This window comes from Halorussus aquaticus (genome assembly GCF_024218795.1).
In the GTDB taxonomy this organism is placed as follows: domain Archaea; phylum Halobacteriota; class Halobacteria; order Halobacteriales; family Haladaptataceae; genus Halorussus; species Halorussus aquaticus.
This window is the reverse complement of record NZ_CP100400.1, coordinates 108,550-132,365: the sequence shown is the minus strand read 5'-3', so window position 1 is coordinate 132,365 and position 23,816 is coordinate 108,550. Positions and strand designations below refer to the sequence as shown.

Annotated in this window: 28 protein-coding genes; 11 read left to right on the top strand and 17 right to left on the bottom strand. The window is 66.4% G+C overall.

Features of this window, described 5'->3' with window-relative positions; translation table 11 throughout:
• Window positions 1–2: 2 nt before the first annotated feature.
• The 8 genes from NGM06_RS00655 to NGM06_RS00620 all read right to left on the bottom strand — a co-directional run bounded on the left by NGM06_RS00655 (window position 3) and on the right by NGM06_RS00620 (window position 7,459).
• On the bottom strand, window positions 3–1,103 hold the full coding sequence (locus NGM06_RS00655) for a PTS fructose transporter subunit IIC (RefSeq protein WP_254268450.1): 1,101 nt from the start codon (window positions 1,101–1,103) through the stop codon (window positions 3–5).
• A gap of 74 nt (window positions 1,104–1,177) precedes the next feature.
• Window positions 1,178–2,086, bottom strand: coding sequence for a 1-phosphofructokinase (gene pfkB / locus NGM06_RS00650; protein ID WP_254268449.1), 909 nt, complete (start codon window positions 2,084–2,086; stop codon window positions 1,178–1,180).
• Complete coding sequence (gene glpR, locus NGM06_RS00645) at window positions 2,083–2,850, bottom strand: HTH-type transcriptional regulator GlpR (protein ID WP_254268448.1); 768 nt, start codon at window positions 2,848–2,850, stop codon at window positions 2,083–2,085. Before glpR ends, pfkB begins: the two co-directional genes overlap by 4 nt.
• Before the next feature lie 69 nt (window positions 2,851–2,919).
• The gene (locus NGM06_RS00640; RefSeq protein ID WP_254268447.1) at window positions 2,920–3,069 is read right to left on the bottom strand and encodes a hypothetical protein; all 150 of its coding nucleotides are present in this window, start codon (window positions 3,067–3,069) and stop codon (window positions 2,920–2,922) included.
• An 11-nt stretch (window positions 3,070–3,080) separates the two neighbouring features.
• Window positions 3,081–4,223: an ABC transporter ATP-binding protein gene (locus NGM06_RS00635; protein ID WP_254268446.1), complete on the bottom strand. Its 1,143-nt coding sequence runs from the start codon at window positions 4,221–4,223 to the stop codon at window positions 3,081–3,083.
• A gap of 33 nt (window positions 4,224–4,256) precedes the next feature.
• Window positions 4,257–5,177 (bottom strand): carbohydrate ABC transporter permease, encoded by a 921-nt coding sequence (locus NGM06_RS00630; protein ID WP_254268445.1) that lies wholly within the window; start codon window positions 5,175–5,177, stop codon window positions 4,257–4,259.
• Complete coding sequence (locus NGM06_RS00625) at window positions 5,174–6,097, bottom strand: carbohydrate ABC transporter permease (protein WP_254268444.1); 924 nt, start codon at window positions 6,095–6,097, stop codon at window positions 5,174–5,176. Before NGM06_RS00625 ends, NGM06_RS00630 begins: the two co-directional genes overlap by 4 nt.
• A gap of 30 nt (window positions 6,098–6,127) precedes the next feature.
• Window positions 6,128–7,459 (bottom strand): extracellular solute-binding protein, encoded by a 1,332-nt coding sequence (locus tag NGM06_RS00620; RefSeq protein WP_254268443.1) that lies wholly within the window; start codon window positions 7,457–7,459, stop codon window positions 6,128–6,130.
• Window positions 7,460–7,758: 299 nt separating this feature from the next.
• Between NGM06_RS00620 and NGM06_RS00615 the strand changes: the two genes are divergently transcribed.
• The gene (locus NGM06_RS00615) at window positions 7,759–8,391 is read left to right on the top strand and encodes an NUDIX hydrolase (RefSeq protein ID WP_254268442.1); all 633 of its coding nucleotides are present in this window, start codon (window positions 7,759–7,761) and stop codon (window positions 8,389–8,391) included.
• Window positions 8,392–8,407: 16 nt separating this feature from the next.
• Here NGM06_RS00615 and NGM06_RS00610 read toward each other — a convergent pair whose 3' ends face one another.
• On the bottom strand, window positions 8,408–9,325 hold the full coding sequence (locus NGM06_RS00610; protein ID WP_254268441.1) for a CPBP family intramembrane glutamic endopeptidase: 918 nt from the start codon (window positions 9,323–9,325) through the stop codon (window positions 8,408–8,410).
• Window positions 9,326–9,436: 111 nt separating this feature from the next.
• Window positions 9,437–9,961, bottom strand: a complete 525-nt coding sequence (locus NGM06_RS00605) for a hypothetical protein (RefSeq protein WP_254268440.1) — start codon at window positions 9,959–9,961, stop codon at window positions 9,437–9,439.
• A 73-nt stretch (window positions 9,962–10,034) separates the two neighbouring features.
• Here NGM06_RS00605 and tgtA point away from each other — a divergent pair, with 73 nt between their 5' ends.
• Window positions 10,035–11,513 (top strand): tRNA guanosine(15) transglycosylase TgtA, encoded by a 1,479-nt coding sequence (tgtA, locus tag NGM06_RS00600; RefSeq protein ID WP_254268439.1) that lies wholly within the window; start codon window positions 10,035–10,037, stop codon window positions 11,511–11,513.
• Between the two features lie 3 nt (window positions 11,514–11,516).
• Here the strand turns inward: tgtA and NGM06_RS00595 are convergent, their stop codons facing one another.
• From NGM06_RS00595 to NGM06_RS00585, 3 genes are all read right to left on the bottom strand, one after another.
• Window positions 11,517–11,999: a type II toxin-antitoxin system VapC family toxin gene (locus NGM06_RS00595; RefSeq protein ID WP_254268438.1), complete on the bottom strand. Its 483-nt coding sequence runs from the start codon at window positions 11,997–11,999 to the stop codon at window positions 11,517–11,519.
• Window positions 11,996–12,217: an AbrB/MazE/SpoVT family DNA-binding domain-containing protein gene (locus NGM06_RS00590; RefSeq protein WP_254268437.1), complete on the bottom strand. Its 222-nt coding sequence runs from the start codon at window positions 12,215–12,217 to the stop codon at window positions 11,996–11,998. The genes NGM06_RS00595 and NGM06_RS00590 overlap by 4 nt, the downstream gene beginning before the upstream one ends.
• Window positions 12,218–12,387: 170 nt before the next feature.
• Window positions 12,388–12,816 carry a hypothetical protein gene (locus NGM06_RS00585; RefSeq protein WP_254268436.1) on the bottom strand — a complete coding sequence of 143 codons (429 nt, stop codon included), beginning with the start codon at window positions 12,814–12,816 and terminating at the stop codon, window positions 12,388–12,390.
• A 123-nt stretch (window positions 12,817–12,939) separates the two neighbouring features.
• Here NGM06_RS00585 and NGM06_RS00580 point away from each other — a divergent pair, with 123 nt between their 5' ends.
• From NGM06_RS00580 to NGM06_RS00565, 4 genes are all read left to right on the top strand, one after another.
• The gene (locus NGM06_RS00580; RefSeq protein WP_254268435.1) at window positions 12,940–13,632 is read left to right on the top strand and encodes a helix-turn-helix domain-containing protein; all 693 of its coding nucleotides are present in this window, start codon (window positions 12,940–12,942) and stop codon (window positions 13,630–13,632) included.
• Window positions 13,633–13,799: 167 nt separating this feature from the next.
• Window positions 13,800–14,183: an SPW repeat domain-containing protein gene (locus tag NGM06_RS00575; RefSeq protein WP_254268434.1), complete on the top strand. Its 384-nt coding sequence runs from the start codon at window positions 13,800–13,802 to the stop codon at window positions 14,181–14,183.
• A gap of 145 nt (window positions 14,184–14,328) precedes the next feature.
• Window positions 14,329–16,080: an archaeosine synthase subunit alpha gene (gene arcS / locus NGM06_RS00570; RefSeq protein WP_254268433.1), complete on the top strand. Its 1,752-nt coding sequence runs from the start codon at window positions 14,329–14,331 to the stop codon at window positions 16,078–16,080.
• Window positions 16,081–16,226: 146 nt separating this feature from the next.
• Window positions 16,227–17,081 (top strand): GNAT family N-acetyltransferase, encoded by an 855-nt coding sequence (locus tag NGM06_RS00565; protein WP_254268432.1) that lies wholly within the window; start codon window positions 16,227–16,229, stop codon window positions 17,079–17,081.
• A gap of 9 nt (window positions 17,082–17,090) precedes the next feature.
• Here the strand turns inward: NGM06_RS00565 and NGM06_RS00560 are convergent, their stop codons facing one another.
• Together NGM06_RS00560 and NGM06_RS00555 are read right to left on the bottom strand one after the other, a co-directional pair.
• Window positions 17,091–18,329, bottom strand: a complete 1,239-nt coding sequence (locus NGM06_RS00560; protein WP_254268431.1) for a hypothetical protein — start codon at window positions 18,327–18,329, stop codon at window positions 17,091–17,093.
• A gap of 1 nt (window position 18,330) precedes the next feature.
• The gene (locus NGM06_RS00555; protein ID WP_368410500.1) at window positions 18,331–18,735 is read right to left on the bottom strand and encodes a pterin cluster protein; all 405 of its coding nucleotides are present in this window, start codon (window positions 18,733–18,735) and stop codon (window positions 18,331–18,333) included.
• Between the two features lie 189 nt (window positions 18,736–18,924).
• Here NGM06_RS00555 and NGM06_RS00550 point away from each other — a divergent pair, with 189 nt between their 5' ends.
• From NGM06_RS00550 to NGM06_RS00535, 4 genes are read left to right on the top strand one after another with little or no spacing between them, the layout of a single operon-like run.
• A complete protein-coding gene (locus NGM06_RS00550) occupies window positions 18,925–19,308 on the top strand; it encodes a DUF7971 family protein (protein ID WP_254268429.1) in 384 nt (127 codons plus the stop codon).
• A 1-nt stretch (window position 19,309) separates the two neighbouring features.
• Window positions 19,310–19,603, top strand: a complete 294-nt coding sequence (locus tag NGM06_RS00545; protein ID WP_254268428.1) for a ubiquitin-like small modifier protein 1 — start codon at window positions 19,310–19,312, stop codon at window positions 19,601–19,603.
• Window positions 19,603–19,872 carry a MoaD-like domain-containing protein gene (locus NGM06_RS00540; protein ID WP_254268427.1) on the top strand — a complete coding sequence of 90 codons (270 nt, stop codon included), beginning with the start codon at window positions 19,603–19,605 and terminating at the stop codon, window positions 19,870–19,872. Before NGM06_RS00545 ends, NGM06_RS00540 begins: the two co-directional genes overlap by 1 nt.
• A gap of 28 nt (window positions 19,873–19,900) precedes the next feature.
• Complete coding sequence (locus NGM06_RS00535; protein ID WP_254268426.1) at window positions 19,901–20,260, top strand: DUF8048 family protein; 360 nt, start codon at window positions 19,901–19,903, stop codon at window positions 20,258–20,260.
• A 17-nt stretch (window positions 20,261–20,277) separates the two neighbouring features.
• On the opposite strand, the gene NGM06_RS00530 is transcribed toward NGM06_RS00535, so the two are convergent.
• Window positions 20,278–21,564, bottom strand: a complete 1,287-nt coding sequence (locus tag NGM06_RS00530) for a trans-sulfuration enzyme family protein (protein WP_254268425.1) — start codon at window positions 21,562–21,564, stop codon at window positions 20,278–20,280.
• Between the two features lie 222 nt (window positions 21,565–21,786).
• Window positions 21,787–22,326, bottom strand: coding sequence for a GNAT family N-acetyltransferase (locus NGM06_RS00525; RefSeq protein ID WP_254268424.1), 540 nt, complete (start codon window positions 22,324–22,326; stop codon window positions 21,787–21,789).
• A 222-nt stretch (window positions 22,327–22,548) separates the two neighbouring features.
• Here NGM06_RS00525 and NGM06_RS00520 point away from each other — a divergent pair, with 222 nt between their 5' ends.
• Window positions 22,549–23,793 (top strand): cation:proton antiporter, encoded by a 1,245-nt coding sequence (locus NGM06_RS00520; protein ID WP_254268423.1) that lies wholly within the window; start codon window positions 22,549–22,551, stop codon window positions 23,791–23,793.
• Window positions 23,794–23,816: the final 23 nt, after the last annotated feature.

Here is a 23,816-nt window from a genome sequence, read left to right as displayed (position 1 = left end):
GGTTACTCCCCCTGCGGAGTTCGCGGTGTATCAATCTTGGGTCGTCTGACCGTGGCGACGACGGCGGTGGTCGCCGCGCCGAGGGCGATGCACCCGAGGAACGCCATCGGTCGGTTCGCCAGCGGGACGACGAGGAGACCGCCGTGCGGTGCGGGCATGGTGACGCCGAGGGCCATCGACGCGGCACCGCCGACCGCACCGCCCGCGACGCACGAGAGCGAGGACCGGCCCGCGTCCTGCGTGGTGTAAGCCAGCGCTCCCTCGGTGACGAACGAGAGTCCGGCGACTATCGCGGCCTTCGGTTGAGTCGGGTCCACGTCCGGGTAGCGACTCGGGACGAGCAGGTGGGAGGCGGCCAGACCCAGCGGCGGGACCATCCCGGCGACCATCACCGCGGCCATCGGCCGGAACATGAGTTCGGGGAGGAGACCGACCGCGAAGACGTACGCGACCTTGTTGACGGGACCGCCGAGGTCCAGTGCCATCATCGCGCCGAGGGTCGCGCCCACCGCGACGAGGACGGGGAGCGACGCGCCGCGCAGCAGCGCCTCGACGGAGTTCATCGTCAGCGCGAGCGGAACGCCGAGAATCAGGGCGACCGGACCGAGGACGGCGGTGACGCCGACCGGGATGGCGAGGACCGGGAGCATCGGACGGAGGACAGACGGCGCGTTGCGGTCTTTCGCCCACTCCGTCGTCACCCCGGCGAGCAGGCCGACAATGAGCGCGCCGAGGTACCCCGCCTGCGCGTCGCCGGTGTCCACGCCGAGCAGCGTCGCGGTGGCCTGAACGAGGCGCGGGTCGTGGACCAGCGCCGCGAGGACGAACCCCGGCGCGAACCCCGGCCGGTCGGCGACCGCGTACGCGACGAACCCGCCGAGGACGGGGACCATGGCGTTGAGCGCGATGGATCCGACGGTCACCAGATACCACGAGAGCGTGCCGATGTCACCGCCGATGGTCGTCGAGTTCCCGAGGGTGTAGCCGACTGCCTGAAACACCCCGGCGATGGTGACGAACGGAATCATGTACGTGACGCCCGTCATCAGGTTGGCCCTGACGTACCGAGGCGTCGCGCGACCCCCGACAGACGCGTCTTCCATGGTATTTGATGTCAAGTGTGAGCGGACGGGCAAAGTGTTTTTGAATTCGTTCGTTTCTGTTCGAGCGTACTCGCTCAGAGCGACCGCATCGTGTTCGAGCGGGCGTCCTCGGAGACGCTCGACAGCGACGGGACCGTGGTCCCCGGCGTCTCCACCACGCGCGCGGCCACCGCGACCCCGTACCGGAGCGTGTACTCGGGCGACCGCTCGTCCGCGGCGGCCTTCAGCACGCCCGCCAGCAGCGCGTCGCCAGCGCCGACCGTGTCCACCACGTCGGCCTCCGGTGCCGGGACGTACAGCACGTCGTCCTCGGTGGCCAGTATCGCCCCGTCCGAATCGAGCGACGCGACCACGCGGCGGAACCCCTTTGACTGGAGTTCGCGAGCGGCCGCGCGGCACTCCTCGACCGTCTCGGTCGGCATCCCGGTTGCGGTCGCCAGTTCCGCGCGGTTGGGTTTGCAGTAGGCGTACTCGACCTCCAGACGGTCGAGAAGGCCGCCTTCGACGTCCACCGCGGTGTCCCAGTCGCCCGCCTCAGCTATCGTGTCGATGGTCGGTGCACCGAGTCCCGGCGGCAGACTCCCGGCGACGACCACCGTGTCGGGGTCGTACTCCCGAATCCGTTCGAGGATGGCCCGCACGGTCCGTCGCTTCACCGGGTGGCCCGACTGGTTTATCTTGTACTCGCCGTCCGCCGAGAGAATCGTCGTGTTCAGACGGGTACACCCCGACATCTCTACGAAGTCGTGGGGGACCTTGGTCCGCGAGAGTTGCTGCTCCACGAAGTCGCCGAACAGTCCGCCGACCAGTCCGCTGGAGACGGTATCGACGCCGAGGGCGTCGAGGTACTTCGAGACGTTGATGCCCTTGCCGCCCGCGTCGTACTGGTCGAGCGTCGTCCGGTTGACCGCGCCGGTTTCGAGCGACCCGTCGAGTTTGATGGTGTGGTCTACCGCGGGGTTCAGCGTGACCGTCAGAATCATTCGCGGACTCCGTCGACGACGTCGACCGACGCCGCCTCGAACGCCTCGCGCATCTCGCCGTCGAGTTCCGCGTCGGTGATGACGAGGTCCACCGTCTCGATGTCGGCGAACTGGACGAAGCTCTTGCGACCGAACTTGGTCGCGTCGGCCACCAGCACGACGCGCTGGGACTTCTCGCACATCAACTGCTTCATCCGGGCCTCGGCCTCGTTCGGCGTGGTGAGACCCGCGGCGGGGTCCACCGCGTTCGTCCCCAGAAACACCTGGTCGAAGTTCGTCCGTTCCATGAACGACTCGCCGGTCGGTCCCACGAGCGCCCGGGTCTGCTGGCGGAGAGTGCCGCCGGTCAGTTTCACGTCGCGGCCGTTGTCCGCGAATTCGAGGGCGAGCATGGGGGAGTTGGTCGCCGCGATGAACTCCACGTCGCCGGGCGCTCGCTTCGCGACCTCCATGGTCGTCGTCCCGGAGTCGAAGAAGACCACCTGCTCGTCCTGAAACTCCTGACGCGCGCGCGCCGCGATGGCCCGCTTGGCCTCCAGATTCTGGACGCCGCGCTGACTGTACGACTGCTCGCTGGCGACGGTCCGAACCGGGAGAGCACCGCCGTGAGACCGCTCGACGAGTCCCTCGTCTTCGAGGTCGCGGAGGTCCCGCCGGATGGTCGCCTTCGAGACGTCGAGCATCTCGGCGAGTTCGGCGACGGAACACCCGTCCCGCTCGGTCACGGTCTCGCGGATTTCTCGTTTACGTTCGGCTGGGAGCATGCGTAGGCCTGTTCGCTATCCGCGTGGAAGTGTTCGGGAACCTTTTTGTTTTCGCTCGGGCGCGTCCGGTCAGTCCAACAGCAGGACGAAGACGAACGCGACGACGCCGCCGATTCCGGCGACCGTCGCGCCGCCGTAGACGCCGTCCGCGTAGTTCACGGCGGCGAGCGCGGTGAGACCGCCGCCGAGGGCCAACAGGACCGCCGATGACGTGCTCACGCGCTCGACGTTCACGTTTCGCCGCCACTCGCGATGGCCGCCGAGTCGGTGTCCACCGACGGTTCGTCCTCGGGGTCGAAGGTCAGGCACTCGCCGGTCGCCGCGTCGAAGTAGTGGACCGACTCGCGGTCGAACTCGACGCTCACGCGGTCGTCCGAGGAGACGGGGACACCGGGGTCCACCGAGGCCTTGATGGGTTGGTCGCCGAGGTCGAGTTCGAGGACGGTCTTCTCGCCCTGCGGTTCGACGACGTTCACGGTCACCGGGATGCCGTCCGGTCGGAGCGTCACGTCCTCGGGTCGGACGCCCAGCACGACGCGTTCGCCGTCGTAGCCCGCGAGCGCGTCGTCGTACGCGGCGGGCACCTCGTGTTCGATGGAACCGACGTCGAGGTAGAACCGGCCGTCGCGGCGTTCGAGGTCGCCTTCGAGGAAGTTCATCGAGGGACTCCCGAGGAAGTCCGCGACGAATCGGTTCCGGGGGTTCTCGTAGACGAACGTCGGCGGTCCGACCTGCTGAATCTCTCCGGCGTCCATCACCGCTATCTGGTCGCCGAGCGTCATCGCCTCGACCTGGTCGTGGGTGACGTACACCGTCGTGGTCGAGAGCTTGTCGTGGAGTTTGTTGAGTTCGGCGCGCATCTGGACCCGGAGTTTGGCGTCCAGATTCGAGAGGGGTTCGTCCATCAGGAACACGTCGGGTTCCCGGACGATGGCGCGGCCGAGGGCCACGCGCTGTTGCTGGCCGCCCGACAGTTCCGAGGGCCTGCGGTCGAGCAGTTCCCCTATCTGGAGGAGTTCGGCCGCCTCGGCCACGCGCTCCTCGATGATGTCCTCCTCGACACCGTGCTGTTCGAGACCGAAGCGCATGTTCTCCTCGACCGACTTGTGGGGGTAGAGCGCGTAGTTCTGGAACACCATCGCGATGTCCCGCTCGTAGGCGCGCTTGTCGTTGACCACGTCGTCGCCGATTTCGATGGTGCCGTCGGTGGCGCGTTCGAGACCGGCGACGAGACGCAGCGTCGTCGTCTTGCCGCACCCCGACGGGCCGACGAGGACCGTGAAGCTCTCGTCCGGCACGTCGAGGGAGACCCCGTCCACGGCGACCACGTCGCCGAAGCGCTTGACGAGGTCGGTGAGGGTTACTTCAGCCATCGATACCACCGCCGTCTGCAGCGTGTTCCGAAATCATTCTTTGACCGCTCCCTGCGTGAGTCCGCTGACGATGTACCGCTGGAAGAAGAGGCCGAACAGGATGCCGGGGAGCGCGGCGATCATCCCGCCAGCCGCGAGGTGTGCCCAATCGACGAAGTCGTCGGCGACGAACAGGCTGACCGCGATTGGGAGCGTCTGGGCCTGCTCGGACGAGGTGAGGACGAGCGCGAAGACGAACTCGTTCCACGAGAAGATGAACGCCAGAATCGCGGTCGCCGCGATGCCGGGCTTGGCGACCGGGAGGATGATCTTCACGAACCCCTCCCACGTCGAACAGCCGTCCACCTTGGCCTGCTCGTCTAAGCTCTCGGGCACGCCGTCGAAGTAGTTCTTCATTATCCACACCGCGAACGGGAGGTTGAAGAACGTGTACGTCAGGATGAGTGCGATTCTCGTGTCGTAGAGACTGCCCGTGAGACCGCCGATGAGCGGCGGCTGAGACATTATCTGGAAGAACGGGACGATGAGCGCGATGGGCGGAATCATCCGCGCCGCGATGATGCTGAGCAACAGCGCCTTGTTACCCAGGAAGTCGTAGCGCGAGAACGTGTAGCCCGACAGCGTTCCCAGCGTCACCACGATGACCGTGGTGGTGCTGGCGACGACCAGACTGTTGAACGTGTACAGTTCGAACGGTCGGTTGTTGAAGATGTCCACGTAGTTCTGAATCGTCGCGTCGTGCGGGAAGAACGTTATCGGGAGCGAGAGCACGTCCGAGGTGGGTTTGAAGCTCGTGATGAGGATGTAGTAGATGGGGAACCACACCACGAACACGTACACCCCGAGCAGGCCGTACGATATCAGTCGCTCGCGCACCACGCTCGGCCACTCGTTGTCCGCGTCCAGACCCAGACTCTCCGTCAGTCGGGCGAGTCGTGACGTTTCGGTACTCATGATTCGTAGGGGGTTTCGCCGAATATCTTGTAGAGCACGGCCACGATGGCGAACGTGACCGCGAGCATCACGACGCCGAGCGCCGCGCCTTCACCGGGCTTGTTGAACACCTGTGCCGTGCGGTAGAGCCACGAGGCCCAGACCTCGGTCTCCGTGCCCGGTCCGCCCTGCGTCATGACCCAGACGAGGTCGAGCGCGCGGATGTCGAAGATGATGCGGATGGTGAGCGCGACCAGAATCGAGGGCTTGAGGAACGGGTAGGTGACGTTCCAGAAGCGCGACCAGCGACTCGCGCCGTCCACTTCCGCGGCGTCGTACAACTGCTCCGGGACGTTCTGGAGGCCCGCGAGCAGGATGATGATGATGAACGGCGTGAACACCCACACGTCCGCGATTATCAGCGCCATCATCGCCAACGTCCCGTCCGACAGGAACGCTATCTTGTTCGGGATCAGTCCGGACTGGACGAGGACGCCGTTGATAGCGCCGTACTGGGTCTGAAACATCCAGCGCCACATCAGCCCGCTCATCACGTACGGGAGAATCCACGGCACGATGACCGCCGTGCGCAGCCAGCCGCGACCCTTCAGGTCTTTGTTCAACAGGATGGCGATACCGAGTCCCAACAGGAACGAGATGGAGACGCTGAACCCGACGTACACGAGGGTGTTCTTCGTGAACGAAACGAAGTTCGGGTTCAGCAGCGCCCCGCCGTCGCCCAGCAGGAGTCGTTGGAAATTCCGGAGGCCGACGAACTCTTTCTGTCCCGTGATGGGGTTCGTGAAGAACAGACTCGACCACAGGAGCTTCGCCGTCGGATAGATGATGATACCGGCTATCCAGAGCAGCGTCGGCCCGACGGTGAGCGGGACGAACAGCTTGTCTAGCCGTCGTCGTAGGGAGTGTCGTGATTCAGTCATCGTGTCGTATGAGCAAACGGGGGGACGCGGTCACAGGACGCCGATGTCCTTGTAGAGTCCGACGATGTTGTCGCGTGCCGTCTTGAGCGCCGCCTGCGGCTCCTTGTCGCCGAGCAGGGCGGGCGTGATCTGGTTCGAGAGGAAGTTGTCCACCTGCGGCTGAGCGAGATACGTCTCGCTCTTCGCGTTTTCGAGGTTGAACTTCATGTCCTCGACGAGGTCGGCGGGGTACTTCTCCTTCACTTCGGAGGACTCGTACACCTCGGGAACCACCGACGGGTTGCCCTCGACGAGCATGTCCGTCTTGGACGACTCGGTCGTGGACATGAACCGGGCGAACTTCTTGGCGGCCTTCTTGCGCTTGGAGAAGGCCGAGACCGCGACGCCGTTGGCGTCTTGGAACGTGGCGCGCGAGGACGGTCCCTTCGGCGGTTTGGCGCTGCCGAGGCGGCTCTCGTCCCAGCCCTCGGAGCCGAGGACGCGGGACCCGAGCGGCGTCCACGATTCGACCGTAGCGAGGTTCCCGGCGATGAAGGTGTCGCCGATGCCGCCCTCGCCCATACTGGAAGTGCCGTCGGGGATGAGACCCTGCTCTCGGAGCGGAATCAGGAAGTCGTTGAACACCTTCGTCCCGGTCTCGACGAACGACGGGTTGTTACTGTCGTCGAACAGTTCGCTCCCCGCCTGATAGAGGAACTGCTTGAACATGAACACATCCTTGTTCGCCCACGTGAAGCCGAACGCCGAGCGATTGCCCGAGCCGAGGTCCGAACCCATGTTCAGGACGTCGTCCCACGTGTCCGGCGGCGCGTCGTAGCCCGCCTCCGACAGCACCTTCTTGTCGTAGAGGTAGGAACCCCACTTGCCGAGTTGGGGAGCCATGTACGTCTTCCCGTCGAAGGTGACGAGACTGCGGAGGCTGTCGGGGAACTTCCCCATGTGGCCGTCACCGAGACCGAGCGGTTCGAGCCAGCCCGCGTTCACGAAGTCGGCGAGCCACCACGTCGGCCCGTTGAACGCGTCTATCTCGCTGCTCTGGTTGCGCCAGTTCGTCGTGAGGCTGGTCTTGAGGTTGCTCCACGGGACCTCGTTGACCTCGACCTGAATGCCGGTCTCGTCCTGGAACCGCTGGATGTTCTTCTCCGTTCCGGGGTCGGAACCGAGTCCGCCGGAGTTGTAGAACACGATTTTGTCGGCCATCTCGCCGCCCGACATCGTCGTCCCGACGGTCGTACCGCCGGAACTGTCGGTCGTCGTGCCGTTCGAACTATCGTTGCCGCTACAGCCTGCGAGCGCGGCGACGCCGGTCGCACCGGCACCTGCGATGAATCGTCGCCTCGTCCGTGAAGGGTTGTCAGCCATGGACGTTCGATACATTACGAAGGTGGGACTTAAAGGTTGGGCAAAACCAAGCACTTCCAATCAGTTTCAATCAGATATACAGTCGAATCCGACTGGATATGCCTGCTATTTTGCAGTCTCTCGTTTTCACGCGGCATGTGAGAGTTTCGTTCAGAAACGAACATCGGGCGTGAGGGGGAGTGTACGGCCTCCGCCCGGACGTGGGACCGACTGGTCGCCCCGAACCACGTCGGAACTGACCGCGGAGGGCCGCGCCCGATCGGTCGGGTTTTTGGTCGCTCGCCAGCGAACACCCACGCATGTCTGACGACCCCGCCACCGGCGATGCTCCGTCCGACGACCCCGCTTCCCGGAACGTTCCGACCGAGGACGTCCCGACAGACGACCCCCTCGCGTGGGCGACGCTCGACTCGGCGGTCGCGTACTCCTGTCCGGGATTCGACGTGCGACACGAGGACGTGAGACTGCCCGACGGCACCGAGACCGACTTCGACTACGTCGCGGAATCCGAGAGCGTCGTGGTCCTCCCGTTCACACCCGAGGGCGACGTGGTCGTCATCGAGGAGTGGCGGCAGGCCGTGCGGCGAGTGAATCGGAGTCTCCCGGTCGGCGGGATGGAACCCGAGGACGAGAACCGCGACGCGGCGGCCCGCCGCGAACTCCGGGAGGAGACCGGCCACGAGGCCGACGGCGTCGAGTTCCTGACCAGCGTCGAACCCGCGAACGGCATCGCCAACTCGGTCCTGCACTTCTTCGTCGCCCGCGGGTGTACGCCGACCGCCGAGCAGGAACTGGACCACAACGAGTCGATTCGCGTCGAGACGACGACGCTGGACGAGTTGCGCGAACACGTCGCCGAGCGCGAGATTCGAGACGGCCGGACGACGCTCGGACTGCTGTACTACGAGGCGTTCGGGACCGCGGCGGAGTAGCGACTGTTCCGGAATGTCACTCGGAACCTGACCCCGGAGCCTCTGTCGGAACGGCACCCTCAGCGGCAGAGGCGGAACGACTCGACTCCCATCGCCGAATCACCGGCGTCAGGTCGGTGTCGAGCGCCCAGTACCGATAGGCCAACGCCGCCCCGAGGTAGATACCCGCGATACCGAGTAGAAACGCGCCGAGCGCGCTCCCCGACCAGTTCATCCAATCGACGACGAGCGGCCACGTATCGCCGAGTCCGTGCAGGAGTCCCACGAAGTAGAGGTTCCGCGTCGTCTCGTAGAGCACCCCGAACGCGACCCCCGACGCCGCGCTCACCGCCACGGCCGAGAAGGCACCTCGCACGGACGCGCCAGCGACCAGCGCGCTCGGAACGTGTCCGAGACCGAACACGAGGCTCGCGGTCAGGATTCCGAGCGCGACGCGGGGACGGGTGTCGTCGCCGAGCAGCGCGACGACCTTCGTCTGGAGGTACCCCCGCATCGTGAACTCCTCGACCATCCCGACGACGAGGAAGTAAAAGAGTAGTGTCGTCACTCGCGGTGCGGGAAGACCCGCGACGAGAACGGGCGTGGTCTCTCGGAGGAACCCGAGACCCCACGGGTTGCCGGTCGTCGCGGCCACGCCGACGCCGAGGAGGTTCAGCGTCACCCACACGCCGCCGAAGGTGGCGACTGCGGGAAGGAGGTGGCGTGACGACAGTCCGAGGTCGGCGATTCCGATGCCCTCCCGCCGGAGCGCGGCGAGAGCGATTCCGGCCAGTAAGACGAACACGGAGATTCGGAACGCCAGCGTGACCGGACCCGACGCGTCGGACACGGCCCGCTTGACCGGCATCGCTCCCGTCAGGAGCAGCGCGAACGCGACGACGAAGCCGACGGCCGTCCGGGTTCCCCCGCGGAAGGTGAGTGTCCGTCGCGACATACCGCCACGTGACAAACGGTGTTCGTATAGGTTCTTCGACTGGTCAGCTAGGTGGTTCGAGTTTATCGAGCTGATGCCGAACAGCGAGGGAAACAACGGTTCCGGGAACGATTACGGTCGCTCGATTCGGAGCGAGAACGACCACTCTCGATACGCCGGGTCGCGGTCCGCCACCGAAACGGTGTCGGTGAAGGTGTACCGCCCCGGCGGGAGGCAGTCGTCGGTCCGGTAGTCGCTCCAGACCGCTGCCTCGCACGCGACTGTCTCGCCGGGCGCGACTGCTCGTCTCCGGAGGCCGAGGGGGTGGCCGAAGTGGTCGTCCGAATCCCGGTCGGGCCGCCAGCACTCCGGCCGAGAGTCGTCGCGGTCGGGGTTCCGGTCGGTCGGCACCAGCAGGAGCGACGGCGGCGGCCCCTCTGCGAGCGCGGGGAGTTCCATCGGTGCAGTGCTGCCGAACAAGAGCGTCGCGTCCGTCTCCCCGGTCCAACGCAGACAGATTTCGATAGTCGCGGCCGCGTCGGCGGTGACGGTCGCTCGGCGCGTCTCGACCGATAGCTCGGCCGGAATGTCGTCGGGGATTTCGGAGACACTGGCGACCGAGACGCGCCGAAACGCCGACGAGTCCGAGGCCGTCATAGGAGAGTCTACTGGACCGAACGCCTTCGACGTAACGGAACGCTTACCCGCTTCATCCGGCTATCCAATCGCAATGACCAGAGACAACTTCGAGATACGCGACCAAGACGCGCTGGGTCGCATCGGGGAACTGGAAGTCCCCCGCGCGGGCGTCACCGTCGAGACGCCGGCGCTCCTTCCCGTCATCAACCCCCACGTCCGGACCGTCGAGCCCTCTCGACTCGAGTCCGAGTTCGGCGCGGAGATTCTCATCACGAACTCCTACATCTTCTACGGGAGCGACGACTACCGCGACGAGGCGCTCGACCGGGGTCTGCACGACGTGCTGGACTTCGACGGAGCCATCATGACCGACTCCGGGTCGTTTCAGTTGGCGGAGTACGGCGAAATCGACGTGACGACCCCCGAAATCCTCCAGTTCCAGCACGACGTCGGGAGCGACATCGGGACCCCGGTGGACATCCCGACGCCGCCGGACGTGCCCCGCGAGCAGGCCGAGGAGGAACTCGCGACGACGCAGGAGCGACTCGAAGTCGCGGAGGGCGTGGACGTGGGCGACATGCTGGTGAACGCGCCCGTGCAGGGTTCGACCTACACCGACCTGCGCGAGGAGGCGGGCCGTCACGCCGAGGCCACCGACCTCGACGTGTTCCCGGTCGGCGCGGTCGTCCCCCTGATGAACGACTACCGCTACGCCGAGATGGTGGACGTGGTGGCGGCGGCCAAGCGCGGCCTCGGCGCGGACGCGCCGGTCCACCTCTTCGGCGCGGGCCACCCCATGATGTTCGCGCTGGCGGTGGCGATGGGATGCGACCTCTTCGACTCGGCGGCCTACGCGCTCTACGCCCGCGACGACCGGTACCTCACCGTTCGCGGAACCGAGCAGATGGACGACCTCGACTACTTCCCCTGCTCGTGTCCGGTCTGCGCGGAGCACACCCCGGCGGAACTGCGGCGACTCGACGACCGCGAGCGCGAGGAACTGCTGGCCGAACACAACCTCCACGTCACCTTCCGGGAGATGCGCACCGTCAAGCAGGCCCTGCGGTCGGGCAACCTGCTCGAACTGGTCGAGACCCGCGCCCGCGCCCACCCCGCGATGCTCGACGGCTACCGCGCGCTGACGGCACACGCCGACCAGTTGGAGCGCGAGGACTCGGTCTCGAAGGGCGCGTTCTTCTACCTCTCGGGCGAGAGCGCGCGGCGACCGGAGGTCGTCCGCCACCGCGAGCGTCTCGACCGCCTGAACCCCGAAGGCCGAGTGCTGCTGACCGAAGGCGGCCCGAGCGACCGCTACGACGAGTCGTGGCGCGTCGTCGCCCCGTTCGGTCCCTTCCCGCGCCACCTCTCGGAGACCTACCCGCTTACCGCCGAGGTTCCCGAGCGCATGGACCCGGAGGGGTACCGGTCGGCCGCGAAGGGAGTCGCCCGACTCGCCGAGTCGAACCCCGAGACCGAGTTCACGCTGGCCCACCACGACTGGCCCGAGAGCGCGCTGGCGCTGGTGCCCGAGGACGTGGACGTGGTGGACCTGAGCGCCGACCCCGAGTGAGCGTCACTCCCGAACGGTTCGACACTCCACGTCGAAGTAGTCCCGGTAGAACCCTCGGTCGAACGTGACCAGTTCGTCGGCCGTTTCGGCGTGTGCGCCGATGAGAAAATCGGCGGGGACGTGTTGGCGCGCGGTCACGGGTGCCCCGCACCCCCCGCATTCGTAGGTCGTCTGATGACCGCACTCGCCGCACTGGAGACCATCGCCGCGCCTGTCGAGATACGTCTGGAACGCCTCCCCAGCGTGGAACAGGGCGTCGTGCGGGAGTTCCTCGATGCCGATACCCGTGTCGTCGAGGAAGGCGTCTAACTGCTCGTGGGACTCGAAGTACGGGTCGGCGGCCAACTCCGCGTAGACGACGGAGTTTATCGAAATCGCCCCGTCAGCGGCGGCCGCTTGGAGCAGCGACACTGCACGTCGGTTGTGTCGGTCTTCGGGATACAGCAGTGCGATGAGCGCGCTCGTGTCTACGACGGTCCGAGTCATTCACGCTCTCCGCGGAGGTCGCGCATCCGCTCTTCGACTGTTTCGTCGGTCTCTGCCGCGCCTCGCCACTTCTCGAAGCGATCCTCTTCGACTTCCTTCTTGAGGACGTACCCTTCGTCGGTCTCTTCGAACTCGATTTCGTCACCCGGTCGGATACCTAGTCGTTCGCGGACTTCCTTCGGAATCGTGACCTGCCCTTTGCTCGTGACGCGGCTCATAGTATGATTTTGACGTATTACAAAAAAAGTATTACGCCGATACGGTAGTCCGCGGGTTCCGAAACCGTGTCCAGAGAACCGCCACGACTAGCCCGAGGGCGCGCTGGCGCGGGTGTCCGAAGATGTGGACACCGTGGACCTGAGCGCCGACCCCGCGTGAGCAGGGTCGGTCAGTTCGACTCGTGCATCTCCCGGAGAACTTGGAGTATCAGTCCGACCATCCCGCCGAAAACGAGGCTGTCGATGGGGAGCATCGGCGGGTCGAACGTACTCATCAGCCACCACGTCGCGCCCGCGAACCCGACGATGACGACGCCTAGACCGAATCTGCCGATGGACCGGAACCACGCACCGACCCGCCGACCGACCGCGCTCGACGCGACCGGTCCCGCCGCCGCGGCCCACGCGACCGCGCCGACCGCGAGCCAGAACCACGTGACGGTTCCGTCGTCGTAGAGGTCGATGCCGACGTCCACTGCGAGGAGTCCGGCGAGGAGCAACGAGAGCTTCGGCCGCCAGCGTTCTCGGTCAGGCGCTGAGTCTCGGTCGGGGGTATCGTCCCGGTCGGTGTCGTCACCGTCTGTTCGCGGGGACGCCATCTTTCGGAGCGTTTCGTCTCAGACTGATAATGTTTTCGAGGCGGTGCGGACGTCGCTTTCCGTCTCGACGTCGGCAAGCAATCGGCTACAAGCCATATCAGTCAGTTCGTGGTACGAGCGGCTATGAGTACCATTGCGCAACTCGGCGTCCCCACGGACGCGTTCGCGCTCCGGGAGACGCTCCCGCGGGTCCCCGACGTAGCGGTCGAAGCCGAGCGCGTCGTGGCCCACGACGAGGGGCGCGTCATGCCGTTCGTCTGGGCCGCGGGCGAGGACCTCGACGCCTTCGAGGACGCGCTCGCGGCGGACCCCTCGGTCGAGAACGAGCGGCGACTCACCGACCTGACCGACGGGCGATTCTACCAGATGGAGTGGGTCGAGTCGGTCGAAGTGCTGCTCCACTCGATGACCGAACACGGGGCCGCCGTCCTGAAGGCGCGGGGCCGCGACCGGCGGTGGCACCTCCGCATCCTGTTTCCCGACCGGGAGGCCGTCTCCCAGACCCACGACTTCTGCCGGGACCGGGACCTCGACGTCGACGTCGAGCAGATACACGAACTGGAGAACCGCGACGAACAGGGCCAGTACGGACTGACCGCCCAGCAGTACGAGGCCGTGACGACCGCGCTCGAAACCGGCTACTACGAGGTCCCCCGCGACACCTCGGCGCGGGACCTCGCCGACGAACTCGCCATCTCTCATCAGGCCCTCTCCGAACGACTCCGACGCGGCCACGGGAACCTCGTCGCGAACGTCCTGACGGTGAAGGCGGTGGAGGACGACCGCGACCGAACGCGCGAGCAGACCGTCGAGTAGTCTCCGCGAGCGGCGACCGCTCGGGACCGTGACTCGGCGTTCAAAATCGGATTACGGGGCGTCAAGCCGCCGCTTCCGGGTGAAATCGTCGCAACCATTTTTCTCCGAGAATCGCGTAGGGACGGACGCCGAGGGACGAACACCCCGGCAGAACGAGGTGACAGACCATGAGTTCGAGAGAGACCACGGCTTCGAAGTGGCTCTCCGGCGCGAACGCGCTGCTCGGCTTGTGGTTGTTCCTCGTGCCGACGTTCGTGTGGGGTGTGAGCGGTGCGAACTACTGGAACGACCTGCTGATCGGTGCGGCGATAGCGATTCTCGGAGCGTACGGCTTCTACGCGGCCACCGACGAGGGCGTCGTCCCGCGGTGGAGTAGCGGCCTGAACGCGCTGCTCGGACTCTGGACGATAGCCGCGGCGTTCGTCTGGACGCTCGCGGGCGTCGCGTTCTGGAACGCCGTCGTCGTGGGCGTGCTGGTCGCCGCGTTCGGCGGATACAACGCCTACGCCGGGACCAAAGCGACCGAGGAGACGACCGCGCCCACGGCGTGACGACGCTCCGGGTCGGCTTCTCGACGAGGCGGTCGCGCCACGTCGGCCACACCGGACCAGACGCCGCTGTTTCGACGCCCGCGAGCGTCCGGGACGGGAGTCGCGTCTCGCAAGATAGTTGCCTCTCGCCCCCCGACCGGGAGGTATGACCGACTACTTCGAGGTCCACGAGCGCGACGGCCCGGCGCGAATCGCCGAGTTGCGCCTCGCGGACGCCGTGACGACGCCCGCCATCGCGGACGACTTCCTCGCCGACGCCGGAAGCCTCTGGACCGCCGACCGGGAGGTCCCCGAGGGGAGCGACGACGTTCTCACGATTCTCCCCCACCGCGGGTTCCCCAGCGGGACCGACGACGAGGTGATGGAGTCGTTCGCCGCGGAGTACCCCGACGTGGACTACCCGAGCGCCGCGGTCGTCGCGCCCGAGACCGCAGACGACTACGGGTCGGACGCCTACGTCCTCTCGGGCGCGCAGGGGTTCGTCGGCCACGGCGCGGGGTTCAAGGACGCCGTCGTGGAGACCCGCGACGCAGTCCCGGCCGACAGCGCGCTCTACCTGCCGGGGGTCGCCACGCCCGCGAACGTCGCCACGCTGGTCTACGCCGGAGTGGACCTCGTGGACGCCGACCGTGCGGTGGTGGCGGGCACGCAGGGGAAGTACCTGACCTCGGAGGGCACCCACTATCTCGACGACCTCTCGGAACTCCCCTGTGCGTGCCCGGCCTGCCGGAAACCGGTCTCGGAGTTCACCCGCGAGGACTGCGCCGACCACAACGTCAACGCCCTCCGCGCGGAGTTGGGAATCGTCCGCGAGCGCATCCGGTCGGGTCGCCTCCGGGACTACATCGAGGGACAGGCCCGCCACGACCAGTGGCTGACCGCCGCCTTCCGGGAGTTCGACCAGCAGTGGTCGTACCTCGAAGAGCGCACCCCGCTCATCCGCGACGCCGAACTCTCGGCCGCGACCGAGGACACCCTCCAGCGCGTCGAGATACAGCGGTTCGCCGACCGCGTGACCTCGCGGTACCGGAATCGGTTCGACAACCCCCTCGTGCTGGTGCCCTGTTCGGCGGCCAAGCCCTACAGCGAGTCCCAGAGCCACGGCCAGTTCCACGACGCCATCCAGTTCCGGGCGCACACCGTCTCGATGACCTCGCCCATCGGCGTCGTCCCGCAGGAACTCGAACTGACGTATCCGGCACAGCACTACGACTCGGTGGTCACGGGTCGCTGGTCCGAGGACGAGAAGCAGTTCGTCGCCGAGGTCCTGCGGCGCTACCTCGAACACAACGACTACCCGCGCGTCGTCGCCCACGTCCCGAACGAGGGCTACCGCGACGTGTGCGAACGCGTCGAGGAGGCGCTCGGCATGGAGTTCGAGTACACCGTCGAGGACCACCCCACCACGACCGAGTCGCTGGGCAACCTGATGCGGACCCTCGACGGCGAACTCAAGTACGGCAAGCGCGAGCGCCAGCACAACACGCTCAAAGCCATCGCCGACTACCAGTTCGGCGAGGGCGCGGGCGACGCGCTCTTCGACGACGTGCAGACCGAGGCCCGCTACCCCAAACTCCGCGTGCAGGACCCCGACGGCGAGCAACTCGCCGCGATGGTGCCCCAGTACGGCGTCCTCTCGTTCACGCTCGCCGGCGCTCGCCACTGGGTCGAGTCCGACGCCCCGACCAAGCGCGTCGAAATCGACAACTTCGCGCCCCACGGGAGCGTCCTCGCGCCGGGCGTCGTGGACGCCGACGACGACATCCGGGTCGGCGACGAGGTCGTAATCGAGGGGCCGAAGGCCTTCGCCGTCGGCCGGGCCGAGATGACCGGGCCGGAGATGGCCGAGAGCACGCGCGGCATCTCGACCACGGTTCGGCACGTCGAAGAGAAGTAGGCGAGTCACGCCACGAACGCGGGCGTCTCCCGACGACCGTTCGGCAGTTTTCACTCGGACGCAGGTAAATTCTCGACCGTATTCGGCGCGTACCGCCGCGTATCGACTCAATAACCATGGTAGCCCGGGCCGTACTCGGACGCGACATGGCGACACCCCAACTGGACTTCGAGAGCGACGTGGCGACCCGCATCTACCGGTGCGTCGAGCGACGCGGGTCCGCCGCCCGCGAGGAGGTCCGCGACGAGGTTCGAGTCGAGGAGACCGCGGGGGCGAAACCGCCGCGGTCGGGCACCGAGTCGGCGACTCGGCTCTCGGTCGCGGAGTTCAACGACCACCTCGACGAACTGCTGGACGCCGGGGCGCTGACCGAGCGCGACGGTCGGCTCTACGTCTCGCCCGACGCGGACACCGAGACCCACGAGACCGACGAGTTCGAGTACGCGATACGACCCGCCGACGAGGACGACCGCGAGGCGGTGGCCGAACTCATCCGCGACGTGGCCGCGGAGGGGGCCATCGTCGTGGACGAGCGAGTGGCCGATGCAATAGAGCGGGACGGCGCGCTGGTCCGACTCAACGAGCGCGAGTCTCGGATGTTCTTCGTGGCCGAACTACGGCGCGGGGTCGCCGAGGAGAAGAGCGAAGGTGCAGGAGGCGAAGGCAGTGAGGACGCCGAAGACGGAATAATCGGGTGGGTACACCTGCAGGGCTTCGAACTCCCCGCCCGGAGCCACACCGCCGAACTGACCGTGGGCGTCGCGCGGGAGTACCGCGAAGCGGGCGTCGGCGGGACCCTGCTCGAACGCGGCATGTCGTGGGCCGCCGACGGCGACTACCTGAAGGTCTACCAGAATCTCCCGGCGACCAACGAAGACGCGCTGGAACTGCTCGACGAGTACGGGTGGGAGCGCGAGGCGACTCGGGCCGACCACTACCGGGTCGAAGGGGACCTCGTGGACGAGGTCCAGATGGCGAAGCGACTGGACGGCGACGAGTAGCGGACGGTCTCACCGCTCGGCGAACACGCCGAGGACGAGACCCGCGAACAGGAGCGCGCCGCCGAGCGCGCTCGCGCGGCCGACGAGGACCCACGTCGCCGTCTGCGACCCGGTCCACGTCGCCGCCCGCACACCGGTCGTCGCCGAGGTCAGCACACCGCCGAGTTCTGCGAGTAGACCGACGCCGACCAGCGCGACTGAGGCCAACGCGGTTCGGTCGGACGCGCCGGGGAACGTGCCGACGGTTGGCGGGTAGAACTGGTAGGTCGCACCCGCGATAGTCATGCCGAGGAACCCGAGGACGTTGAGTCGGAAGTGGGTCTCGACGAGCGCCGACGAGGCCGGGACGTCGCCCTGCGCGAACGAGAGACCGACCAGCACGCCGAGGACGCCCGACGCGACGCCGACGAGGACCGCGTAGAACCCGACGCGGCGGCGCTCCGAGCGGACGAAGAGGACGGCGTACGCCAGCGCGAATCCGACCACGGCGAGTGCTTCGAGGGTCGCTCCGGTCGGGAACCACGGCCTGCGGTAGAGACCCCACGCGAGGACGGCCGGGCCGACCGCTCCCGCGGGTAGGACGACGGCGACGAGCGCTTGCGGCGGCGAGGCGACCAGAAACCGCGGGAACAGTCGGAATCCGACCGCGAAGACGAGGAGCGCGGCGGTGCCCGCCGCCAGCAGGTGGGCCGTGCGCGCGACCCCGAGCGACGAGAGACCGGGGAGCGAGGGAACGAGGGCGACGCGTCCGGCGACGGTGGCGTAGGACCCGACGAGCAGGTACGCGAGGACGACGGGAACGAAGGCGTTGGCGAAGCGGTCCACCGGCCTGCGGTCGGCGTTGGCGTCGCTCGTGCCGGTCTCGCGGCCGGTCGGGTTGTCCCGGAGGGTCCACGCGAGCGCCGCGACGAAGACGGCGACTCCGGCGGTCCAGCAGAGCGCACCGACCGCACCGACTCCTTCTGGGACGCCCGAGAGCGGCGCGGCGGCGAGTCCGACTGCCCCGAGCGCGGTGAGCGGGAAGTGGACGGCGGGCGCGCGGGTGAGCGCGAGCGACCGGTCGAAGTAGGAGGGGACCAGCGAGTAGGCCTTCCCGAAGACAGCGTGGAGGACGAAGCCGTAGACCGCGAGCGCCACTCGAACGCGTCTGTCGACGCCGACGAGCGCGGCGGCCTGCCACGCGACGAGGAAGAGCGCGCTCGCGGCGACGAACCGTCGCGCCCACCGCGTCACCGCTCGGGCACCCATATCAGCAGCAGTAGATGAACGGGTACATGAGTCCGACGCGGTCGCCGTCCGCGAGGCGGGTGTCCAGCCCCGAGAGGTGTTCGTTGAACTCGCCGCCGACCGTGACGCGGGCGTAGGTCCGGGTCTGCTCGCCCTCGGGGTTCTTCCGCCACGTGTCGGGGAGGTCCTCGGGCGGTTCGGCCCACCCGCTCGTGGACGCCTCCGCCTCGGTCTCGGCCAGCAGCAGGTCCTTCACGTCGTACTCGGCGAAGAACGCGTCGAGGAACTCCCGGAGCGTCTCGCCCTCGAAGGTGAACTCCAGTTTCGGCGCTCCGACTTCGGTCCGGACGTGGCCGGTGCATCGGACCTCGACGGTCGTCTCGGAGTCGCGAGCGGGCACCTCGGCGCTTCTGGCGTCGGTGTTCATAGTCGGAGCGACGCGCTCCACCGCGGAATAGTCCAGTCCGAACACGTTCGATCCACGTGCTGGCTGAGGCTGTCGGTGGCCCCTGTCCGTCGAGTCGCGGGCGACCGCGGAGACCGACGACGCCGAGCGCCCACGGAGAACCCTTCCGGCGGCCGTAGCTATTTGAGCCACGAAGGCCAAGGGCCGGACATGGACGAACTGACGCTCTCCGTGCCGGACCCCATCGTCGAATCGCTCCCGGCCGACGGCGAGGACGCCGCCCGAGACATGGAACGCGCGGTCGAAGGGTGGGAGCGCCGACTCAACAGCGCCATCGCGGAGGCCGACGGCGACGACGACGCCGCGGGCGCGGTGGTGGACGCGCTCGAACGGTTCGAGAACCGGTGGGAGCAGTACGACGACTTCGTGGCCGAGTTGCGCGCGTGGGGCCAGTCGCCCATCTACGCGATGGCGTGGCGCGACCTGATGGGGGCGCTGATGCAGCAACTGTACGACCACGAGAACCTCGGCGAGCGCATCGACCGCGAGCGTCACGCCCGAATCGTCAGCGACGGCATCCGACCGGGGCGATGAGATGACGCTGGAACTCCGCTTCTTCGCCAACTTCCGCGAGACGGTCGGCCAGAAGACCCTCGAACGCGACTACCCCGACGGGACCACCGTCGGCGACGTGCTGACGGACCTCGCCGACGAGTACGGTCTCGACCTCTTCGAGGACGGCGACCTCCGGTCACAGTTGTCCGTGATGAAGAACGGCACGGACGTGGTCCACATCGACGGCGTGGACACCCGCCTCGCGGACGGCGACACCCTGAGCGTCTTCCCCCCGGTCGCGGGCGGAAGCGACGCCGTGACGGCGGAGGGATGATGCGGGTCGAGAAGTCCTTCCGGGGCATCTCCGAGCGACTCGCCCGGCGGTACCTCTCGAACCTCGGCGGGACCATCGAAGGCGGCGACCCGGAAGGCGACGGCGACGTGGTCGGCGACGACTGGCGGGCCAGCGTCTCCTCGGAGAAGGTGAAAATCGGTCGCTCCGTGACGCTGACCGAGGTCACGGTCGTCTTCGAGGGCGAGGAGAGCGCGCTGGACCCACTGATAGAGAAGTTCTCCCAGAAGGCGATGCGGGCGGGCGGATGAGCGCGCTCCCACCGAACGACTGGCGACGATGACGGCCGAGAATCCCATCGAGGGGCAGGTACTGGTCCTGACCGCGGCGAAGGCCAGCGTCGGCGGCCAGCGCGTCCCCGACCTCGTGGCCGAGGGCCGCCGGGAGGTCGAAGTGCGGGCCGACGACCTCCGCAGGCGGTACGAGCGAGTCCACGAGGACGACGTGCGGACGGTCTTCCTCGTCCCCGAGGGGTTCTGGGCCGAGGTCGGCGAGGACCTCGGGTGGTCCGAGCGCGAACACGAGACCGTGGCCCGGGCGAACGCCGAGCAACTGCTCCGGGTCGGCAAGCGCGAGGACCGGCGCGAGGAGTTCGAGACCGCGCTGGAAGTGCGCGAAGCGGTCGTTATCGCGGCCTGACGCCTTCGTCGTGCGGGCTAGTCGTCGCCGGGACTCGCCTCGGGTGCGTCGGCCTCGGCGTCCGTCGCCGACCCCTCGCCCGCAACCATCGCCTCGAACCCGCGTTCGAGGTCGGCGACGAGGTCCTTGGGGTGTTCGACACCTACGGAGACCCGGAGCAGACTGTCGGTGATTCCGAGTTCCGCACGCTCCTCGGCCGGGAGTGGTGAGTGGGTCATGCTCGCGGGATGTTCGATGAGGCTCTCGACTCCGCCGAGACTGACCGCGAGCGTGAACTCCTCCAGCGCGGCGACGAAACGTTCGACCGCGTCGAGGCCGCCGTCGAGTTCGAAGGAGAGGACGCCGCCGTGGCCGTCCATCTGGTCGTCGGCGAGGTCGTGTTGGGGATGCGAGTCGAGACCGGGGTAGTGGACCGCCGAGACGCGGTCGTGGGATTCGAGGTAGGCCGCGACCTCCGCGGCGTTCGTCTCGTGCTGGGCCATTCGCAGGGGCAGGGTCTTCATCCCGCGCAGGACCATGTAGGCGTCGAACGGAGCCATCACGTTCCCCATCCCGACCTGCTGGAGGAACCCGATTTCCCGCGCGTACTCGTCGTCCGAGAGGACGGCCACACCGCCCAGCGAGTCGCTGTGGCCGTTGATGTACTTCGTGGTGCTGTGGACCACCACGTCCGCGCCGAGTTCGAGGGGCCGCTGGAAGTACGGTCCCATGAAGGTGTTGTCCACCCCGAGCAGGGCGTCGCACTCGTCGGCGACGGCGGCCATCGCCTCGATGTCACAGAGTCGGAGCAGGGGATTCGTCGGGGTCTCCATCCACAGCAGGGCGGTCTCCTCGGTCGTCGCGGCCCGAACGTTCTCGGGGTCGGTCGCGTCCACGAAGTCCACCGCGACGTTCAGTCTGTCGCGGAACAACTCCTTGAGCATCGTGTTCGTCCCGCCGTAGAGGTCCTCGAAGGCGACGACGTGGTCGCCGGGTTCGACCGCGGCCATCACGGTCGAGACGACGGCGCTCGTGCCGGAGGCGAACGCCATCGCGTGGTCGCCGCCTTCGAGCGCGGCGATGCGTTTCTCGACGGCGTGGCGGGTCGGGTTCGAGAGGCGAGTGTAGAGGAACTCGTCGGCCTCGGGGTCGAGGTCTTCGAGCGCGGTGTCCATGTCGATGCCCTCGACCGTGTAGGTCGAGGCGAGGTGAATCGGCGAGGTCACGTCACCCACGCCGTTCGAGAGGTCCGGCTCTTCGCCGTAGGTCACCGAGAGCGTCTCGAAGCGTCTGTCGTCGGCCGCAGTCGATTTTTCGGAGGACATACACAACCATCGGACCTCCGACGCAGAGACACATCATTGCTTCGACCGAGTAATGCACCGAAAGAATCTGTGTCTCGCAAATATTACCGCCGAAAATACAGGCAGTTTTTGCCACGGACTCGCGCGAAATTTCATAATTCGACAAGACCGAATCGAATCGCGCGCGGTCGCTCGGAGACCGGTGAGTGCGCCTCGGCGCGGGTGAGTGCGCCTCGGCGCGGGTCAGTGCGCCTTGGCGTAGACGTTCTCCGTCCGGGTCGCTCCGTCGAGTTGAGTCTCCGCCTCGTCGGTCTTCTCGAACCCGTGGTCCTCGTAGAAGGCGTTCCCCATCTCGTTGTCGGCCAACACCATCGCCTGAATCGTCTCCGCGCCCATCGCGGTGAGTCGCTCCTCCATCGCCTCTAGCATGGCAGTCCCGATGCCCTCGTTCCACCTGTCGGGGTGGACGTACAGCCGGAGTACGTCGCCCGCACCGTTATCGGTCGCTCCGTGCGAGAACCCGACGATGTCGCCTCGCGGTTCGCTCCGCTCCTCGCTCGCGTCTTCCGAGTCGCGGGACGCCTCGCCGTCGTCGATGGCGACCAGACACACCTGCTCGTCGTCGGCGATGATTCGGGACATCGTCTCCTCGGCGTACCACTCGGAGACGGCGCTCTCGACGACCGATTCGGGAACCGTGTCGGCGTAGGCTTCCGTCCACGCGTCGCGAGCGACCGACCGGATGGTCGGGATGTCGTCGTCGGTGGCTTCTCGGATTTCCATGGTCGGTGTTAGCGCGGAACTCGGTTAGCAGTAGCGGTCGATTTCGTGGCGCGGTATGAACGAACGATAGCAGGTCGACCGCATCGACTCCCCTCCTCTTTTTTGGGACAGCTATTCCCGTAGAACAGTCGGCCACTACGGATGCGTCTCTACCGTTCCTTCTTGGCCATGCCATTCATGCAAATCGAGACTCCAGTGATACAGTAGAGCTCAGACACTTCCATGGTCGAAACAACCGCTGTCGTCTTGGGAGTGCTTGTCTCCTTCACCATTGCTATCGGCGTTCGAATTCTGGCAAACCGAATCTTGCTCCCGTACACCGTTTTACTCGTCACAGTCGGGTTCACGTTGTCGGTTTTTCCTCTTCAGACGTACCTCGGGTTCAGCCTCGACCCCCTCTTTACGCACGACGCGATTCTCTTCATATTTCTGCCTGCAATCGTGTTCCTCGGCGCCGCGGAGATCGACCACAAGAGATTCCGACAAAACTTGCTGATTACTGTAATAACGGTTCTCGTGGGCCTCCCCCTCGCCATCACAGCCATCGGCTGGCTCGGGGCGAAGCTCTTCGGAATGCCGCTGTTGATCATGCTCCTGTTCGGATCGATGGCCTATCCGATCGATCCCGTTGCCGTCCTCTCACTGTTCGAGGACGCCGGAGTTTCACCACGACTGGCGGTTCTCGTCGAGGGAGAGAGCCTTCTCGATGACGGTCTGTCGATCGTCGTGTTCTCGGCGTTGTTAGCACTCGTACGAGATGCTACTCCAGCGGAACTTACCGGAACCGGACTCTTCTCGTTAAACCGGTTTGGGGGGTTCGTGATCGATTTCCTCACCGTGAGTCTCGGCGGAACTCTCGTCGGAATCGGTATCGGATACGCCACGTACCGAATGCAACGGGCGACGAACGACCAAGCGAATCTCTTCATGATATCGTTCATCGCGGTCTACGGGGGTTTTTACGTCGCGGAACACGTGCTCCACGTGAGTGGAATTCTCGCCACGGTAGTTACGGGCCTCATCTTGGGGACGTTCTCCAAAGAGTACGCACTGACCGAGGAGAATCTGGAGTTTCTGGTGGGGATTTGGGAGAGCATCGTCTTTCTACTCGAAACGATGCTGTTCGTCGCCATCGGCATCGAGGTATCGTCGAGGCAAGTGCTCAGCACTCTTCCAATCGTGCTAACTACGTTTGTCCTCCTGATCGGTGTCCGTGCCGGCGTAATCTACGGAATCATGAATCTCCTGAACCAAGTGATCGAGGACCCCGTTCCCGTGAGCTACCAGCACGTTATGATCTGGGGCGGAATGCACGGCGTGATACCGATCGCTCGCGCGCTCAGTCTCGGACCGGCCATCCCCTTCGGAGGGCAGCTCAGAACGGCGGTGTTTGGTGTTGTCGTCGCAAGCATGATCATCCAGGGACTGTCGATAACGAGCGTGCTCGAATCGACCGGTGTAACCTAATCCGATTCTGTGTCTATCCTCTT